The organism is Stutzerimonas azotifigens DSM 17556 (assembly GCF_000425625.1).
GTDB classification, from domain to species: Bacteria; Pseudomonadota; Gammaproteobacteria; order Pseudomonadales; family Pseudomonadaceae; genus Stutzerimonas; species Stutzerimonas azotifigens.
Genome location: NZ_AUDU01000028.1, coordinates 139,098 through 157,339 on the forward strand (window position 1 = coordinate 139,098; position 18,242 = coordinate 157,339).

The 18,242-nt window shown below is 69.8% G+C and carries 17 protein-coding genes; 13 read left to right on the plus strand and 4 right to left on the minus strand.

All coding sequences use genetic code 11. The annotated features are described in order from the left end of the window. Positions 1–10: 10 nt before the first annotated feature. The 9 genes from H610_RS0103230 (at position 11) to H610_RS0103270 (ending at position 9,472) form a co-directional block, all read left to right on the plus strand. Positions 11–238, plus strand: a complete 228-nt coding sequence (locus H610_RS0103230) for a DUF2790 domain-containing protein (protein WP_028238340.1) — start codon at positions 11–13, stop codon at positions 236–238. 118 nt (positions 239–356) lie between these two features. Beyond that, entirely contained in the window at positions 357–1,169 is an 813-nt protein-coding gene (locus H610_RS0103235; protein WP_028238341.1) for an IclR family transcriptional regulator, read from the plus strand. A gap of 167 nt (positions 1,170–1,336) precedes the next feature. Next, positions 1,337–3,010, plus strand: a complete 1,674-nt coding sequence (locus tag H610_RS0103240; protein ID WP_236614261.1) for an ABC transporter substrate-binding protein — start codon at positions 1,337–1,339, stop codon at positions 3,008–3,010. A gap of 61 nt (positions 3,011–3,071) precedes the next feature. Further along, a complete protein-coding gene (locus H610_RS0103245) occupies positions 3,072–4,025 on the plus strand; it encodes an ABC transporter permease (protein WP_028238343.1) in 954 nt (317 codons plus the stop codon). A 10-nt stretch (positions 4,026–4,035) separates the two neighbouring features. Next, positions 4,036–4,920, plus strand: coding sequence for an ABC transporter permease (locus H610_RS0103250; protein ID WP_152529040.1), 885 nt, complete (start codon positions 4,036–4,038; stop codon positions 4,918–4,920). Next, on the plus strand, positions 4,917–5,990 hold the full coding sequence (locus H610_RS0103255) for an ABC transporter ATP-binding protein (RefSeq protein ID WP_051231462.1): 1,074 nt from the start codon (positions 4,917–4,919) through the stop codon (positions 5,988–5,990). Before H610_RS0103250 ends, H610_RS0103255 begins: the two co-directional genes overlap by 4 nt. Continuing rightward, positions 5,983–6,999, plus strand: coding sequence for an ABC transporter ATP-binding protein (locus tag H610_RS0103260; protein ID WP_028238346.1), 1,017 nt, complete (start codon positions 5,983–5,985; stop codon positions 6,997–6,999). The genes H610_RS0103255 and H610_RS0103260 overlap by 8 nt, the downstream gene beginning before the upstream one ends. A gap of 49 nt (positions 7,000–7,048) precedes the next feature. Further along, on the plus strand, positions 7,049–8,212 hold the full coding sequence (locus H610_RS0103265; RefSeq protein WP_028238347.1) for an amidase: 1,164 nt from the start codon (positions 7,049–7,051) through the stop codon (positions 8,210–8,212). A gap of 21 nt (positions 8,213–8,233) precedes the next feature. Beyond that, on the plus strand, positions 8,234–9,472 hold the full coding sequence (locus H610_RS0103270; RefSeq protein ID WP_043237484.1) for a Zn-dependent hydrolase: 1,239 nt from the start codon (positions 8,234–8,236) through the stop codon (positions 9,470–9,472). Positions 9,473–9,476: 4 nt separating this feature from the next. Here the strand turns inward: H610_RS0103270 and H610_RS23165 are convergent, their stop codons facing one another. From H610_RS23165 to H610_RS23170, 3 genes are all read right to left on the minus strand, one after another. Continuing rightward, a complete protein-coding gene (locus tag H610_RS23165; protein WP_236614262.1) occupies positions 9,477–10,313 on the minus strand; it encodes an MBL fold metallo-hydrolase in 837 nt (278 codons plus the stop codon). Between the two features lie 114 nt (positions 10,314–10,427). After that, complete coding sequence (gene cynS / locus H610_RS0103280; protein ID WP_028238349.1) at positions 10,428–10,877, minus strand: cyanase; 450 nt, start codon at positions 10,875–10,877, stop codon at positions 10,428–10,430. A gap of 718 nt (positions 10,878–11,595) precedes the next feature. Next, positions 11,596–13,842 (minus strand): DUF6351 family protein, encoded by a 2,247-nt coding sequence (locus H610_RS23170; RefSeq protein ID WP_051231464.1) that lies wholly within the window; start codon positions 13,840–13,842, stop codon positions 11,596–11,598. Positions 13,843–14,157: 315 nt separating this feature from the next. Here H610_RS23170 and H610_RS0103290 point away from each other — a divergent pair, with 315 nt between their 5' ends. After that, entirely contained in the window at positions 14,158–15,138 is a 981-nt protein-coding gene (locus H610_RS0103290; protein WP_028238350.1) for an aldo/keto reductase, read from the plus strand. A gap of 4 nt (positions 15,139–15,142) precedes the next feature. Here the strand turns inward: H610_RS0103290 and H610_RS0103295 are convergent, their stop codons facing one another. Next, positions 15,143–16,018: a LysR family transcriptional regulator gene (locus tag H610_RS0103295; RefSeq protein ID WP_028238351.1), complete on the minus strand. Its 876-nt coding sequence runs from the start codon at positions 16,016–16,018 to the stop codon at positions 15,143–15,145. 237 nt (positions 16,019–16,255) lie between these two features. On the opposite strand from H610_RS0103295, the gene H610_RS25670 reads away from it, so the two are divergent. The 3 genes from H610_RS25670 to H610_RS0103310 are packed head-to-tail and all read left to right on the plus strand — an operon-like array spanning position 16,256 to position 18,241. After that, positions 16,256–16,393, plus strand: a complete 138-nt coding sequence (locus H610_RS25670) for a hypothetical protein (protein ID WP_161630454.1) — start codon at positions 16,256–16,258, stop codon at positions 16,391–16,393. Further along, on the plus strand, positions 16,386–17,573 hold the full coding sequence (locus tag H610_RS0103305) for an aspartate aminotransferase family protein (protein ID WP_028238352.1): 1,188 nt from the start codon (positions 16,386–16,388) through the stop codon (positions 17,571–17,573). The genes H610_RS25670 and H610_RS0103305 overlap by 8 nt, the downstream gene beginning before the upstream one ends. Further along, positions 17,573–18,241, plus strand: coding sequence for a type 1 glutamine amidotransferase (locus tag H610_RS0103310; protein ID WP_028238353.1), 669 nt, complete (start codon positions 17,573–17,575; stop codon positions 18,239–18,241). Before H610_RS0103305 ends, H610_RS0103310 begins: the two co-directional genes overlap by 1 nt. Position 18,242: the final 1 nt, after the last annotated feature.

The window sequence follows — 18,242 nt, forward strand, 5'->3', positions numbered from 1 at the left end:
GAGGTGCAAGATGAAACAGATGACATTCCTCGCCGCGCTGCTGCTGGCTTCCACCGGAGCTCTGGCCGACCAGCCCGAGGTCTACCACTATGGCCAGAAGCTGGACATCGCCAAGGTGATCTCGATGGAAAACCCGAAGGGTTGCGAAGTCGGCGAGGCGACCATGGTCTACGAGGATTCCAAGGGCCAGCGGCACACCCTGGTGTACGAGCGCATCGGCGAGTTTTGCCACGGCTGACCCTTGGCAGCGGACATAGCCGGCCAGCGCCTGCGCCAGCCCCGTCGGCGCAGGCAGAACAAGGCGGATTTTCCCGGTAAGATGCTCAGCCCCGCTTAACTTGAGCTCTCGACCTCCCATGGCAGGATCCGGATCGACCGGCGCGACCGGCAAGGAACGCAGCGAGGCGACCGATCCCCTCTTCAATCAGTCGCTGGAAAAGGGGCTGGCCGTGCTGCGGGCGTTCGACCCCGCGCATCGCACGCTGACTCTGGCCGAGGTCGCGCGCCTGGCCGACATGAGCAAGGGCTCGGCGCAGCGCGCCGTGCACACCCTTGAAGTGCTCGGCTACATCGGCCGCGACCGGCGCAGCCGGCGCTTCCGGCTGCTGCCCAAGGTGATCGAGCTCGGCTTCAACTACCTGGCGTCCCATCCGCTGGTGCGCCTGGCCCATCCCTATCTCGCGCAGTTGGCCAGGACCAGCGGGGAGACCGCCAGCCTGACCGAGCCGGTGGGCCAGTACATGGTCTACATGTCGCAGATCATGACCACCCAGTCCATCCCGGTGCTGACGCCGGTCGGCATGCGCATTCCCATGTATTGCACCAGTTCGGGGCGCGCCTACCTCAGCCGTCAGACCGACCAGCAGGCCCGCGCGCTGCTCGAGGCGGCGCACCGCGAAGCCCGCACGCCGGCCACGCTCACCGGCGTCGACGACATCCTGCAGGCCATCCGCACCTGCCGGCAGGTGGGTTACGCGGTCAACTGCGAGGAGTTGTTTCTCGGCGACATGGGCATCGCCGCGGCCATCGTCGACCGCCACGGCGAGGCCGTCGGCGCGGTGCACCTGGCGCCGCCGACCAGCCGCTGGAGCCTGGAAGAGGCGACGCAGCGTCTCGCGCCTCTGGTGGTGGAGTGCGCGCGGGGCATTTCCGAGTCGCTGGCGCACTGATCAGGCGCACGTGCCGCCTCGTGGGTCACGCGGGACAGGCGCCATTCGAACGAAGAATGGTTGTCATGAGAGCAGCTTAACGGCGCTTGAATCGATTATCGATACATAAAAATCGAATGGCATGCTGGTTGCAGAACTCGAGCAGATTCCCTGTGATGAGGTCTCCGATGAGCATGAAGCTGCCGAAACAACGTCCGGTGTTCGCGATTGCCGGACTCGCACTGGCCTTTTCCCTGGCACTGGGTCACACCGGCGCCGCCCAGGCCCAGGAAAAGATCCTCCGCATCGCCATGACGGCCGGAGACATCCCTCGCACGCTGGGGCAGCCGGACCAGGGCTACGAGGGCAACCGCTTCACCGGCATCACTCTCTACGACGCGCTGACCCAGTGGGACCTGAGCTCCGCCGACAAGGCCAGCGAGCTGATCCCCGGGCTAGCCGAGTCCTGGTCGGTCGATGAGGCGGACCAGACCAAGTGGATCTTCAAGCTGCGCGAGGGGGTGACCTTCCACGACGGCTCGCCGCTCGACGCCGCCGCGGTGGTGTGGAACGTCGAGAAGGTGCTGAACAAGGACGCCCCGCACTACGACGCCTCGCAGGTAGGGGTGACCGCCTCGCGCATGCCTACCCTGCGTTCGGCGCGGGCGATCGACCCGCTGACGGTGGAGCTGACCACCTCCGAGCCGGATTCCTTCCTGCCCTACAACCTCACCAACCTGTTCATGGCCTCGCCGAAGCACTGGCAGGCCAAGTTCGACGCCGTGCCCGCCTCGGTCAGCGACCCGGCCGAACGCTCGCGCCAGGCCTGGGCCGCGTTCGCCGCCGATGCCTCCGGCACCGGCCCGTTCAAGATGGCTCGCTTCGTCCCACGCGAGCGCCTGGAAATGGTCGCCAACGCCGGCTACTGGGACGACAAGCGCCGGCCGAAGATCGACCGCGTGGTGCTGCTGCCGCTGCCGGAGGCGAGCGCGCGGACCGCCGCGCTGATGTCCGGGCAGGTGGACTGGATCGAGGCGCCGGCGCCGGATTCGCTCGACGCCATCCAGGCGCGCGGCTACAAGCTCTACTCGAACCTGCAGCCGCACCTGTGGCCCTGGCAGTTCTCCCTGCTGCCGGAGTCGCCATTCAGCGACCTCAAGGTGCGCCAGGCGGCCAACCTGTGCGTCAACCGCGAGGAGCTCAAGGCGCTGCTCAGCGGCCTGATGGAACCGGCCACCGGCGTGGTGGAGCCGGGCGACCCGTGGCGCGGCTCGCCGACCTTCCAGGTGCGCTACGACGTCGACGCGGCGCAGAAGCTGATGGCCGAGGCCGGCTATTCCGCCTCCAAGCCGGCGAAGGTCAAGGTGCAGACCTCGGCCTCCGGCTCCGGGCAGATGCAGCCGCTGCCGATGAACGAGTACATCCAGCAGAACCTCAAGGACTGCTACTTCGACGTGGAATTCGACGTTGTCGAGTGGAACACGCTGTTCTCCAGCTGGCGCCTGGGCGCCAAGGACCCGGCCGCGCACGGCGCCCACGCCACCAACGTCAGCGCCGCGGTGATGGACCCGTTCTTCGCCATGGTGCGCTTCGTCAGCAGCAAGGCGCTGCCGCCGGTCTCCAACAACTGGGGCTACTTCACCAGCGACGAGACCGATGCCCTGGTCGAGAAGGCGCGCACCACCTTCGACGAACAGGCGCGCAACCAGGCCCTCGGCGAACTGCACGCGAACATCGTCGATCAGGCGCCCTTCCTGTTCGTCGCCCATGACGTCGGGCCGCGCGCGCTGTCGGCGAAGATCGGCAACGTGGTGCAGCCCAAGAGCTGGTTCATCGACATCGCCACCATGACGATGGAGTAACGCCGCACCCCGGCCCTGGCGCGAGACCGCGCCAGGGCCGCTCCCACCCAGAGGTTTCGCGATGACTGGCTACCTCCTGCGCCGTCTCGGCTACGCCCTGCCGATCATGCTCGGCGTGTCCTTCCTGTGTTTCATGCTCGTGCACCTCTCGCCCGGCGACCCGCTGGTGTCGATCCTGCCGGCCGACGCCTCGGCCGAGCTGCAGCGGCAGATGATGCAGCTGTACGGCTTCGATCGGCCGCTGCTCGAGCAATTCCTGCGCTGGCTGTGGCGCGCCCTGCACGGCGACCTCGGCACCTCCATCGCCACCAGCCGCCCGGTCACCGGCGAGGTGTTCAGGGCCGTGGGCAACACCCTGATGATCGCCGTGCTGGCCAGCCTGATCGGCTTCAGCCTGGGCTCGCTGTTCGGCTTCGTCGCCGGCTACTTCCGCAACTCCTGGGCCGACCGCCTGGCCTCGTTCGTCTCGGTGATCGGCGTCAGCCTGCCCAACTACTGGCTGGGCATGGTGCTGGTGATCGTCTTTTCCGCGCAGCTGATGTGGCTGCCGGCCACCGGCGCGGGCCCCGGCGGCTCCAGCGACTGGGCCTGGGACTGGGCCCACGTGCAGTACCTGATCCTGCCAGCGCTGACCATGTCGTTCATCCCCATGGGCATAGTCGCGCGCACCGTGCGCGCGCTGGTGGCCGACACCCTGTCGCAGGAGTTCGTGGTCGGCCTGCGCGCCCGCGGGCTCGGCGAGCTCGGCGTGCTGCGCCACGTGGTGAAGAACTGCGCACCCACCGCGCTGGCGGTGGTCGGCCTGCAGCTGGGCTACCTGCTCGGCGGTTCGATCCTGATCGAGACAGTGTTCTCCTGGCCGGGCACCGGCTTTCTGCTCAACCAGGCGATCTTCCAGCGCGACCTGCCGCTGCTGCAGGGCTCGATCCTGATCCTGGCGCTGTTCTTCGTGCTGCTGAACCTGCTGGTGGACGTGCTGCAGACCGTCCTCGACCCACGCATCGAGAGGGGCTGAGATGACTGCCATGCATCCCGAAACCATCTCCGTCGAGCGCGCACCCGTGCAGCGCTCGCGCGGCCACGCCGCCAACGTGCTGCGCCGGCTGCTGCGCAACCCGGTGGCGATGATCGCCGCCACAGTGATCCTGCTGCTGATCCTGATGGCCGTGTTCGCCCCCTGGCTGATGCCGCAGGATCCCTTCGCCACCTCCATGCTCAAGCGCCTCAAGCCGATCGGCACCGAGGGCCTGCCGCTGGGCAGCGACGAGCTGGGCCGCGACCTGCTCTCGAGGCTGATCCTCGGCGCCCGGCTGTCGCTGTTCATGGGCATCGCGCCGGTGATCATCGCCTTCGTCATCGGCAGCGCCATCGGCATCTTCGCCGGCTACGTCGGCGGCTGGGCGAACAGCCTGATCATGCGCTGCATCGACGTGCTCTACGCCTTCCCCTCGGTGCTGCTGGCGATCGCCCTGTCCGGGGCGCTGGGCGCCGGCATCGTCAATGCGCTGGTGTCGCTGACCGTGGTGTTCATCCCGCAGATCGCGCGTATCGCCGAGAGCGTGACCACCGGCGTGCGCCGCAGCGACTACGTCGATGCCGCCCGCGCATCCGGCGCCTCGGCGCTGCTGATCGTGCGCCGCCACGTGCTGGGCAACGTCATCGGGCCGATCTTCGTCTACGCCACCGGGTTGATCTCGGTGTCGATGATCCTCGCCTCCGGGCTGTCCTTCCTCGGCCTCGGCGTCAAGCCGCCGGAGCCGGAGTGGGGGCTGATGCTCAACACCCTGCGCACCGCCATCTACACCCAGCCCTGGGTCGCGGCGCTGCCGGGCGTGATGATCTTCATCACCTCGGTGTCCTTCAACATGCTGGCCGACGGCCTGCGCTCGGCGATGGAGGTCAAGCAATGAACCCTACCCCTCAGGTGCTGCCGAAGGACCGCCGCGACCTCGGCGGGCCGCGCCAGCCGCTGCTGATCGTCCGTGACCTGAAGAAGCACTTCCCGCTGAAGAAGACCGGCTTCGGCCTGCGCCGCGAGCGCCTGGCGGTGCGCGCGGTCGACGGCGTGAGCTTCGAGATCCTCAAGGGCGAGACCCTCGGCGTGGTCGGCGAGTCCGGTTGCGGCAAGTCGACCACCGCGCGCCTGCTGATGCAGCTCACCGCCCAGGACAGCGGCGAGCTGGTGTTCGACGGCCAGGCGCTGGGCGCCGGCCTGAGCCTGCGCGAGTACCGGCGGCAGACGCAGATGGTGTTTCAGGACAGCTACTCCTCGCTCAACCCGCGCATGACCATCGAGGACTCCATCGCCTTCGGCCCCACCGTGCACGGCGTGTCCAGGCGCGAGGCGCTGGCCCGCGCCCACGACCTGCTGGCGCGGGTCGGCCTGGAGCCGGCGCGCTTCGCCGGGCGCTACCCGCACGAGCTGTCCGGCGGCCAGCGCCAGCGGGTCAACATCGCCCGTGCGCTGGCGCTGGAGCCGCGGCTGATCATCCTCGACGAGTCGGTCTCGGCGCTGGACAAGTCGGTCGAGGCGCAGGTGCTCAACCTGCTGCAGGACCTCAAGCAGGACTTCGGCCTGACCTACCTGTTCATCAGCCACGACCTCGGCGTGGTGCGCTACGTCTCCGACCGGGTACTGGTGATGTACCTCGGCGAGGTGGTGGAAGTGGGCGAGGCCGAGGCGCTGTTCGAGCGCCCGCTGCACCCCTACACCGAGGCGCTGCTGCGCTCGATGCCGAGCACCGATCCGCTCAAGCGCACCGAGCAGGCGCCGCTGGCCGGCGACCCGCCGAACCCCATCGATCCGCCGTCCGGCTGCCGTTTCCATACCCGTTGCGCCTATGCCCAGCCGGTCTGCGCCGAGCGCGCGCCGCGCTTTCACGAGGCGCTGCCCGGGCACGCCGTGGCCTGCCTGCGGCACGAGCCGGAGTCCGGCTACGACCGGCGGCTGATCCCCGTCCAGGAGGTGGCGCATGTCTGACCCGATGATCCGTCTGCGCGAGCTGTACGTGGAATTCAACCCGCCGGGCAAGCGCATCCAGGCGGTCAACGGCGTCGACCTGACGGTCGACCGTGGCGAAGTGGTGGCGCTGATCGGCGAATCCGGCTCGGGCAAGAGCGTTACCCTGCGGGCGATGATGCGCCTGCACCCGGAGAAGACCACCCGCTACTCGGGCGCACTGGAAGTGGCCGGGCAGGACGTGCTCGGCATGGGCGGCGGCGCCCTGTCGCAGCTGCGCGGCAAGCGCGTGGCGATGATCTTCCAGGAGCCGCTGCTGGCGCTGGACCCGGTGTATACCCTCGGCGAGCAGATCGTCGAGGCGATCCGCCGGCACGAGCCGCTGGGCCGGGCTGAGGCCCGCGCACGCGCGCTGCAGCTGTTCGAGCGGGTGCGCATCCCCAGCCCGGAGCGGCGCCTGGACGCCTACCCGCACGAGATGTCCGGCGGCATGCGCCAGCGCGCGATGATCGCCCTGGCGCTGGCCTGCAATCCGCAGGTGTTGCTGGCCGACGAGCCGACCACGGCCCTGGACGCCACCGTGCAGATCCAGATCCTCCTGCTGCTGCGCGACCTGCAGCGCGAGCTGGGACTGTCCATCGTCTTCGTCACCCACGACATCGGCGCCGCGGCGGAAGTTGCCGACCGCATGGCGGTGATGTACGCCGGGCGCATCGTCGAGGAAGGGCCGGCCAGCGAGCTGCTCACCCGGCCGCGGCATCCCTACACCCGCGCACTGCTCGGCAGCCGCGACGAAGGCGCGCTGCGCAAGGGCCGGCGGCTGGACACCATCGGCGGCGCCCCGCCGGACCTGGCCCGCCTGCCGGCCGGCTGCGCCTTCGCCGCACGCTGCGCCTTTGCCGACGACGCCTGCCGCGCCGCGGTACCCGAACGACGCGAACTGGGCGCGCGACATGCCGCCGCCTGCCGGCGCCTGGACGAGCTGCCCGCGCTGCTCGCGGTCCGGGCCGACGAAGCCCTTCCGTCCTGAATCCCAGCCGCCGGCCCGGCGCCGGCGGCGAACCTGCCGAGGAACCGCCATGACCGCTCCCGCCCACTGCCTCGTCCCCTACCCCGACAGCCCGGTGCCGAACGCCGCCGAGGGCCCGCTCGCCGGCCTCGCCTTCGCGGTGAAGGACATCTTCGACGTCGCCGGCTACCCGACCGGCTGCGGCAACCCGCACAAGCTCGCCGAGTCGGGCATCAAGACCACCCATGCGCCGGCGGTGCAGCGCCTGCTGGAGGCCGGCGCGCGCTTCGCCGGCAAGACGGTCACCGACGAACTGGCCTTCTCCATGAACGGCAAGAACGCCCACTTCGGCACGCCGCGCAACGGCGGCGACCCGCGGCGCATTCCCGGCGGCTCCAGCTCCGGCTCGGCCTCGGCGGTGTCCAACGGCCTGTGCGACTTCGCCCTGGGCACCGACACCGGCGGCTCGGTGCGCGCCCCGGCCAGCCACTGCGGGGTCATCGGCCTGCGCCCGACCCACGGGCGCGTCAGCCTGGACGGCTGCATGAAACTCGCCCACGGCTTCGACACCTGCGGCTGGTTCGCCCGCGACCTCGAGGTGTTCGCCCGGGTCGGCGCGGTGCTGCTGGGCGAGGATGCCGTGACGCTGCCCGAGCGCCCGCGGCTGCTGCTGGCCGAGGACCTGCTGCCGCTGACCGCCCCGGCGGTGCGTGATGCCACCGGCGCGCTCCTGCAGCACCTGGGCCTGCAGCCCGAGCCGGTGGCCGCCATGGGCCTGCCGAGCGACGACCTGTACTGGGCCTTCCGCCACATCCAGGGCCTGGAGGCCTGGCAGAACCAGGGCGAGTTCCTGCGCCGCTACGACGTGCAGCTCGGCCCCGGCGTCAAGGAACGCTTCGCCTGGTCGTCGCAGCTGGACGAAGCCCGCGTGGCGCCGTACCGGGAGATCCGCCAGGCCTTCACCGCGCACTTCGACGCGCTGCTCGGCAGCGACGCGGTGCTGCTGATGCCGACCATGCCGGACGTCGCGCCGCTGCTGGAAAGCCCCGAGGCCGACCTCGAGGACTACCGCAATCAGTCGATCCGCATGCTCTGCCTGTCGGTGCTGTCCGGCTGCCCGCAATTGTCGCTGCCGCTGCTGCGGATCGACGGCGCGCCGCTGGGCCTGTCGCTGGTCGGCCCGCGCGGCAGCGACCGCTCGCTGATCGCCTTCGCCCGTCACCTGATGGCCTGAAAGTCTTTTGGGAAGAACGCCATGACCCTGCACATCGATTCCAACCGCCTCTGGCAATCCCTCATGCAACTGGCCGAGATCGGCGCCACCGCCAAGGGTGGCGTCTGCCGCCTGGCGCTGACCGAGCTCGACCGCCAGGGCCGCGACCTCTTCGTCGGCTGGTGCCGCGACGCCGGCCTGGAGGTACGCGTCGACGCCATCGGCAACATCTTCGCCCGTCGCGAGGGCCGCGACCCGACGCGGCGCGCCATCGCCATGGGCAGCCACATCGACACCCAGCCCACCGGCGGCAAGTTCGACGGCAACTTCGGCGTGCTCGCCGGCCTCGAGGTGCTGCGCACGCTCAACGACCACGGCATCGAGACCGAGGCACCGCTGGAAGTGGTGGTGTGGACCAACGAGGAAGGCTCGCGCTTCGTCCCGGTGATGATGGGCTCGGGCGTGTTCACCGGCGCCTTCGGCCTCGACCACGTGCTGCCGCAGAAGGACGTCGACGGCTTCACCGTCGCCGGCGAACTCGACCGCATCGGCTACGCCGGCCCACAGGCGCCCGGCGAGGTGCCGGGCGGGATGTTCGCCGCCTACTTCGAGGCCCACATCGAGCAGGGCCCGGTGCTGGAGGCGCACCAGCTGCCGATCGGCGTGGTTCCCGGCGCCCTCGGCCAGCGCTGGTACGACATGACCGTCACCGGCATGGAAGCCCACGCCGGCCCGACCCCGATGAACCAGCGCCACGACGCCCTGCTGGCCGCGTCGCAGCTGGTGCAGACGGTCAACCGCATCGCCCTCGACCACGCCCCGCACGGTCGGGCCACGGTGGGCTTCATGCAGGTCTCACCGAACTCACGCAACACCATCCCCGGCACGGTGAAGTTCTCGGTGGACTTCCGCGCGCTGGACGACGACGCCCTCGCCGCCATGGACGCCGCCCTGCGCGACGCCTGCGCCTCGCTGGCCGCGACCGACGAGCGCCTGGCCATCGAGGTCGAGCAGGTCGTCTACTTCCCGCCCTGCCGCTTCGACCCGGCGTGCATCGCCAGCGTGCGCCAAGCCGCCGAGGAACTCGGCCTGGGCAACATGGAAGTGGTCAGCGGCGCCGGCCACGATGCCGTCTACCTCGCCGACGTGACGCCCACGGCGATGATCTTCGTGCCCTGCAAGGACGGCATCAGCCACAACGAGATCGAGGACGCCTCCCAGGAACACGTCGCCGCCGGCGCCGACGTGCTGCTCAACGCGGTGCTCAGGCAGGCGCGCTAGCCCATCAGGGGCGCGCGCCGAGGTTGGCTCGCAACGACGGCGCCAGCAGGCGCGGTGCCGCCAGCGTCGCGTCGCGGCGGGTGCGCATCTGCACGAAGGCCTCCTCGTCGAGGCCTGCGCGCAGGTGGATGTTGTGCGCCAGCTGCTCGGCCACGGTGCACTCGGACACCGGCGCGCGGCCGGGCGGCGGATAGTCGTGGCACATGAACAGCCGGGTCTGCGGCGGCAACTCCAGCAGCCTGCGCAGCGAGCGATACAGTGCCCGGGCGCTGCCGCCGGGGAAGTCGCAGCGCGCCGTGCCGACGTCCGGCGGGAACAGCGTGTCGCCGACGAACACCAGCTGGCCGTCGACCTGGTAGGCGATGTCCGCCGGCGTGTGCCCAGGTACCGCGAGGGCGCGGATCTCCAGCGAGCCGATGCGGAAAGGCTCGTCCGCGCCGAACAGGTGATCGTACGGCTCCTCGTCGAACGGGCCATAGCGCCCGGCGAGGGCATGGCGCACTTCCCACACCCGCGCGCCGATGCCGATGCGCCCGCCCAGCCGGTCGCGCAGATAGCGGGCGGCGGAAAGATGGTCGGCGTGCACGTGGGTTTCCAGCAGCCAGTCGAGCCGCAGCCCGCTCGTGCGGATGTAGGTCGTCACCGCGTCGGCCAGGCGGGTGTCGGTCCGGCCGCTGGCCGGGTCGTAGCCCAGCACCGCGTCGATCACTGCGCAGGGCGCCTGGCCCCGGGCGTGCAGCACGTGGGTGAAGGACGAAGTGGCCGGATCGAAGAACGAACGCACCGTCGCAGGCATGGCCGAAGCCTCGGGCGAGGGATGGCCCGGCGGAAGCGGTTTCATGCCGATGCCCTCCAGCATGACGAAAGCGGCGCGCAGCCGACCCCCGCGAGGCCTAGCGGCCTCGGGCGGTTGCGCAGCGAAGAGGAAAAGGTCGCGGCCGGACGGCCGCATCCATCAGTAGCTCTTGTACGGCAGGAACTTGCCGGAGAGCACGACATTGACGCGGTCGCCCTTCGGATCGGGCTCGCGCTGGATGTCCATGGAGAAGTCGATGGCGCTCATGATGCCGTCGCCGAATTCCTCGTGGATCAGCTCCTTGATGGTGCTGCCGTAGACGTTGACGATCTCGTACCAGCGGTAGATCAGCGGGTCGGTCGGCACGGCGGTTGGCAGCGAGCCCTTGTACGGCACGATCTGCAGCCAGGCCACTGCCTCGTCGGACAGCTCGAACAGCTTGCCGAGGGTTTCCGCCTGGGCCTTGTCGAAGGCCATCTGCCCCAGCAGGCCGGCCGTGGTCCACTCCTTGCTCATGCCGATGGCCTCGGCGGCCTGGCTCCACTTGATGCCCTTGGCGACCTTCGCCGAGACGATCATCTGGGTGACTTGCGCGCGATCGGTGATCATTGTCTTTCTCCGTGGGTGGCTTAGATGGCATGAATGCGCCTACGGGTGGCAGCTTTTTCGGAGAGATCCGCTGGCTGCCGCGCAGTTTGCTGATGCAGAGGCAAGAAGGTCGCATCAAATCGGGGCGAAAAATTTCATCGCTCTGGTTCGTGGCTCTCGTTTGACCGTGCCCTTGTCCGGCCTCCCCCCTTCTCCTGAGGGAGAAGGAAGTCGGTGCCGATCTAGTAGGGCGGGCCGGGCGGCGTTCCGCGCAGGGTGGGCTTTAGCCCACCCTACGGCGCTGGCGCTACCACCTGATCAAGACAGTTGCTCATTCATTTCGATACGCCTGTCTTAGCGACGCACTATTGCCATGCATGTGTCGTTCCATGGGTACAAAGTCTCGCAACCTGCATAACCCTGACATTGCAGCCCGCATGACGCATGCCATGGAAGACGGTCGATAGCGCAAGCGTCTTCATCAGCGCCCGTGTTGACTACTCGATAGCGCAGGCCGGCCTGCCGACCGGTTCGCAAAATATTTGTCGCCGAAAGCGTGCTAACTGCCCGGTCTGTGCGACATGGCCCGCACCGGACCGGTGCGACTGGAGCGAGGCTGAGCCATCACAGCGACGCGTGCGAGGCGCTTGTGCCTGACGTGGTCGCCAGCCCTGCAAGGGCTCGCGCCTACCAACCACCCCTCCCCCGGTGTGGCCACCGGAGGAAGGACGCGCCTGCCTCAGCGGCTGCCGGGCAGCCGGTCGCGCCGGTAGCGGCCGACGTCGGTGTACTCCAGCCAGGTGCCGACCAGCCCGGTCTGCCCCACCCCGGGCACCTCCCAGTTGCACACGCCCGAGGGGAAGATGCGAGTCAGCCGTGCGTATTCCTCGGGGCTGAAGGCCACGACGTAGTCGCGCGGGTCGACGGCCTTGAGCTGGCACTTGACGACGTTCGACGCCAGCGGCCCGCCGGCTACCATCCGCGGCGAGGGGAACGCCGGGTAGAGGTCGTTGCAGGCCGAGCTGCCGGGCCCGCCGAAGCGCTGCGGCTCGGGCAGGAACTGCGGGGTCGCTTCGCGCGTCCAGCAGCCGTCCTGCAGGTCGGCGGGCTTGTTGCGCACCACCTTCTCGGCCCTCGGCGCCAGGCTCGGGTCGGCCTCGATGCGCGCCAGCCAGCGGTCCATGGCCTCCAGTGCGCGGTCCTGGATGTAGCCCACGCGCCCCGGATAGGCGGCGTTGTCCACATTGTTGCCGCCGCCGCTCCACATCACGTGGTTGTCGATGTGCCCGTTGGCCGCGCGCAGGCGTTCGCGGGTGGAGAAGTGATGGAACTTCAGGTGGATGTCGCCGCCGGCCTGCAGGTCGGTGTACATCTGGTCGTAGTCGAGGATCGGCATCTCGGCCAGCCCGCCGCCGCCGTTGAGCATGCGCCCGGTCTCGTAGGCGGCGCGCGTGGCCTGGCGGTCGGCGACCATGCGCTCGGGGGTGAAGTTGGCATCGATGTCCATGCCGCCGATCTTCTCGTTCAGGTCGAGGAACTGCGCCTTGCTGATCTGCCCGGCGTTCAGCGCCTCGAGGCCGTACTGGATGCCGACGTTGTCCAGCGGACGGCGGGCGAAGCCGGTCTGGCGGTCGACGCCGAAGCTGTTCAGCGCATGGTCGTAGATGGTCGGCCGCGCGCCGTCGGGGTTGTCCTGCAGGTGGTAGCGCAGCGAGGCCGGCACCGAGGCGTCGAATTCCGCCGAGGCGCGATCGGTGCGCCCGGGCACCGGGTCGAGACGCGCGGCGCCGTTGTCGAGGTTGGGAATGGTGGCGAACAGGCCGAAGCCGGAGGCCGCGCGCAGTTGCTCCTCGGTCCAGGGCACGCCGGGATTCTGGTAGTAGTGCCAGAGCAGGCGCGAATCGGCCAGCGTGTGGGCGGTGCCGAAGGCCACCTCGGGGAAGCTGCACGATGGGATGATGCCGTCCAGCAGGCCGGGGTAGTTGTCGCCGATCTGGTGCTGCTGGTAGGAGCCGCCCGAACAGCCCCAGCCGATGGTGTAGCGCGGCCGGCCGTAGGCTTCGATGAAGCGCTCCTTGACCATCATCATGGTCTCGGCGGCGAGCAGGTCGTCGCAGTTGTTGCCGAACACGTTCAGCGAGGCCGAGGCGGTGGCGAAGCCGCGCGACAGCTCGCGGTGGTCGAGCACGCCGCCGGTGCCGTTGCCCTGGCGGTACCAGCCGGAGCGGCAGCCGCCGCCGAAGTTGTAGACCAGCCGGCCGTTCCAGGCGCCGTCGCGGCGATCGATCGCGGGCCCCGGCAGCGCCGGGTTGTCGAGCACGGCGGTCTGGTAGATGGCGCGGTTGAGGGTGCCGGTCTCCAGCCGCACGACGTAGGGGACGGTCACCCCGTCGAGCGTGGTGGTCATCGCCAGGTCGCCCGGCGGCAGCGCCGGATCGTATTTGCGGAACTGGCCGGAGGTGGTGCGGTAGACGTAGTCGACCCGGCGCGCCACGGTGCAGTTCTCGTCCAGCGGCGCGCCCAGGGTACCGCCGCCCGGGTAGACCTGGAACTCGCTGGTCTCGCAGGCGAAGGGCTCCTGCTTGGGCCCGGCGAACACCGGGCCGGACAGCGGATGGGAGACCAGCTCGAGGCTGGCGGTGCCGGCGCCCCGGGCGCGGGCCATGAGCTTGTTGCGGCCGTCCTGCAGCCCCTCGACCAGGCCGATCAGCGAACGGCCGTCCTCGGCCAGGCTGAAGACCGAACGGATCTCGGTGCCGTTGAGGGTGATGCTGACCTCCTCGGCGCTGGCCCGGTCAGCCAGGTTGATGCGGATCAGTGCATCGCCGCCGCTGAGCTTGTCGGGCCGGTTCGACAGGCTTTCGATACTCAGGCGCTGGGCCGCCTGGACGGAGCCCGCCGAAACGGCCAGCGCCAGTGCAGCCAGACCGAATTGCAAGGCATGGGTAGTGCGCAGGGGGCGTTCGCCCTTTTTTGTTGTTTTCATGGGTGTGTCCTCGGTTCCTGCTAGGGAAGTGCGCTGTGGCGTCCCTGCACCGATTGGCCGAAAGGCCTGGCTGCCTGCCTGTCGTTCAGCGTAGAACCCAGGCGCCGGCCAGACCAAAAGACCGACCGCCGGCATCGCGCGCTGGCCGTGGAGAATTCCGGGCGACGCAAGAAGTATCGAGGGCGGCGGAGCCACACCCCCTCCCAGGCAGACGAACACTCCTGCGCGAACCGCCCGCATTGCATTTGGACGAGAACTTGCGCAGCGGCGATTCGCCGACAAAGCTTGCTGCAGCCACTCACCAACGGAGCCAGCATGGACTACGTGAATCTCGGACGCAGCGGGCTGCGGGTCTCGCGCCTGTGCCTGGGCTGCATGACCTACGGCGTGCCCGACCGCGGCAAGCACCCCTGGACCCTCGACGAGGCGGCCAGCCGGCCGCTGCTGCGCAAGGCGCTGAACCTGGGCATCAACTTCCTCGACACCGCCAACGCCTATTCCGACGGCACCAGCGAGGAGATCGTCGGCCGCGCGCTGAAGGACTTCGCCCGCCGCGACGAGATCGTCCTGGCCACCAAGGTCTACATGCCGATGGGCCCGGGGCCGAACCAGGGCGGGCTGTCGCGCAAGGCGATCATGCAGGCCATCGACGCCAGCCTGGCGCGGCTCGGCACCGACTACGTCGACCTCTACCAGATTCACCGCTGGGACTATCGCACGCCCATCGAGGAAACCCTCGAGGCCCTGCATGATGTGGTCAAGGCCGGCAAGGCACGCTACATCGGCGCCTCCTCGATGTTCGCCTGGCAGTTCGCCAAGGCCCTGCACACCTCCGAGCTGAACGGCTGGACGCGCTTCATCAGCATGCAGAACCACCTCAACCTGCTGAACCGCGAGGAGGAGCGCGAGATGCTGCCGCTGTGTGCCGATCGCGGCATCGGGGTGATCCCCTGGAGCCCGCTGGCGCGCGGGCGCCTGACCCGCGACTGGGCGGCCGGCAGCGAGCGCGAGCGCACCGACGATTTCGGCCGGAGCCTGTACGGGCAGGTCGAATCCAGCGACCGGCAGGTGGTCGAGGCGGTGGCGCGGGTAGCCGAGCGCCGCGGCGTGCCACGCGCGCAGGTGGCGCTGGCCTGGCTGGCGCAGAAGGCCGAGGTCACCGCGCCGATCGTCGGCGCCTCGCGTCCGGAGCACCTCGACGACGCGCTGGCGGCGCTGAGCCTGCAGCTTTCCGACGAGGAACGCGCCGAGCTGGAAGCACCCTACGTGCCGCACCCGGTGGTGGGCTTCCAGTAGCCTGTCAGGCGCCCTCGAGCAGCGAGCGCAACAGTTCGATCACCGCCTGCTGGCGCTGCGCGTCGCGGTACACCAGGCCCACGTGCAGCGGGATGCGCGGCTCGCTGATCGGCTTCCACAGCAGGTTCTGGTTGCTGTGCAGCTGCCGCGCCCGGCCCGGCAGCACGGTGGCCAGGGTGCTGTGCGGCAGGCTGTCGAGGATCCCGCCCATGTGGTTGAGCTCGGCCTGCACCTGCGGCCGGCGGCCGATCGCGGCGAGCTGCTCCTGCCACAGCTGGCGGATCCTGAATTCCTCGCCGAGCAGCAGCATCGGTAGCTCGGCGGCCTGCGCCAGGGATACCTTCCTGAACGCCTTGAGCGGATGCTCGAGGCCGACCACCAGCTGCAGCTCGTCCTCGTACAGCGGCAGCGCGTGCAGGCCCGGCTGGCGCGGCGGCAGGAAGCCGATGCCGACGTCCAGGTTGCCGGTCAGCAGGCGCCGCTCGATGTCGAAGCCGGACAGCTCGTAGATCTGCACCACCATCTGCGGCTGGGCCTCGCGCAGCCGCTCCAGCAGCAGCGGCACCACGCTGGCGTTGACCGTCTGCAGCACGCCGATCGCCAGGTTGCGCGGCGCCTGTCCGCGGAAGCTGCGCAGCGCCTCGCGGGCGCGCTCGAGGCCGTCGAGCAGCGGCACCGCATGGCTGTAGAGCGTCTGCGCCGCCAGCGTCGGCAGCAGACGCTTGCCGCTGCGCTGGAACAGGCTGACGTCGAGGTCCCGCTCGAGCTGCCGGATCTGTTGCGACAGGGCCGGCTGGGACAGGCTGAGGCGTTCCGCAGCGCGGCCGACGTGACCTTCCTCGTAGAGCGCGACGAAGTAGCGTAGCTGGCGAAAATCCATAAGTTGCGCTTATCAAAAAAGCTGGAAAATCGAAATGGTTCCGGTGCACCGGGGCGCTTAGTGTAGCGCTCACCAGCATGACCAGCGTGGAGCGCCGGCAATGAAGCAGGTCACCGATCGGGGCCTAACCATAGGGAAAGCGAAACTTCGGCCAGGACGGCGGGCACGCAGCAGTATCTCATCGAACTCAAGCTCAACGGCAGCACCCTGGCGGAGTTCCGCGTCGGCGCGGCAAGCGTGGCCAAAGTCTGCCGGCTGCTGCGCCAGGGCTGCCCGGCGGACCAGGGCTTCGTGCTGCACATCTACCGCAACCGGCCCGCCGCCCTGGTCGCGGCCAGCGAGCCGGCCCTGCCGGAGGCGCTGTTCCATGCGTGACATCCAGGCCCGCCTGCGGCTGATGAATACCGTCGAGCGCCCCGAGCAGGTGTTCCTGCGCGGCCAGGGCTCGTGGCTGTGGGACAGCGGCGGTCGCGCCTACCTGGACTTCAACCAGGGCGGCGCGGCCAACAGCCTCGGACACAGCCCGAACGTGATCGTCGAGGCGCTGCAGCGCCAGGCGGAGAACCTGCTCAACCCGGGGCCGAACTTCTACAACCGCAGCCTGATCAAGCTGGCCGCGCGCCTGTGCCAGGCCACCGGCAGCGACCAGGCCTACTTCCTCAACAGCGGCGCGGAGGCCAACGAGGCGGCCGTGCAGCTGGCGCGCAAGTGGGGCCGGCTGCATCGCGGCGGCGCCAGCCGGGTGATCAGCGCCCGGCAGAGCTCCCACGGCCTGACCTTCGGCGCCCTGTCGCTGCCAGCGCAGACGGGCGGCAACGCGCCGGCCGTGTCCGGTTTCGGCTCGGTGCCCTTCAACGACCTGGTTGCCCTGCAGGCGGCGGTGGACGACGACACCGCCGCCATCCTGCTCGAGCCGGTGCAGGGCGACGCCGGGATCATCCCGGCGAGCCTCGAATACCTGCAGGGCGCCGAGCGCCTGTGCCGCGAGCACGGCCTGCTGCTGATCCTCGACGAGGTCCAGACCGGCATGGGCCGCTGCGGCGCGCTGCTGGCCGAGGAGCTCTACGGCGTGCGCGCCGATATCGTCACCCTCGGCAAGGGGCTCGGCGGCGGCGTACCGCTGGCCGGCCTGCTCGCCCGCGGCAATGCCTGCTGCTTCGAGCCCGGCGAACTGGGCGGGACCCTGCACGGCAACCCGCTGATGGCCAGCGCCGGCCTGGCGGTGCTGCAGGCGGTGCTGGAGCCGGGCTTCATCGAGCGGGTGCGGGAACTCGGCGACCATCTGCGCAGCGGTCTCGCCGGTCTGGTTGGCCAGCACGGCCACGGTCCGCTGCGCGGCCATGGCCTGCTGGTCGGGCTGCCGCTGCATGCGCCGGACGCCGCAGCGCTGGCGCGGGCGGCGCTGGCCGAGGGGCTGCTGATCAGCGCGCCGACCGACCGCTGCCTGCGCTTCACCCCGGCGCTTACGGTCAGCCACGCCAACGTGGAAGAAATGCTCAGGCGCCTGGCCCCGGCATTCGCCAAGGTTACGCAACCTTCATCGGAGACCCGCTGATGCGCATCGCCATTCTTCGCAACGCCGCGTTCAGCGGCCCCGGCCGCATCGGCGACTGGCTCGCCTGGCGCGGCCTGCCAGCGCGGATCCATCCGCTTTACGAGGACGCGGCGCTGCCGGCGCTGGATGACTTCGACCTGCTGCTGATCCTCGGCGGCACCGCCGAGGCGGACGACGCCGGCTATCCCTGGCTGGAGGCCGAAGGCGAGCTGATCCGCGCGGCGCTCGCCGACGGCAAACGCCTGCTCGGCATCGGCCTGGGCGCCCGCCTGCTGGCCGAGGCGCTGGGCGCGCGCCGACGGCTGGAGAGCGCCGGCATCGGCTGGCTGGCCCTGGAGCTGGCGGCCCAGGCCAAGCGCTCGCCGCTCGGGCGCATGCTGCCGCAGCGGCTGCTGGCCCCGCACTGGTACCGGGAAGGCTTCGAGCTGCCCGCCGGCGCGGTGCCGCTCTACACCTCGGCGCGCGGCGCCTGCCAGGGGTTCATCTGGAACGAACGCGCCATTGGCCTGCAGTGCCACCTGGAAAGCACGCCGGACTGCCTCGAGGCCCTGCGGCAGGCTTCGGGCGAGGCGCCGTTGCGCAACGAAGCGGCCCAGGTGCCGGACTGCCGCATGAGCCTCTACCGCATCCTCGACTACGTCTCCGGGCCGCACGCGCTGCTGCGCTGAG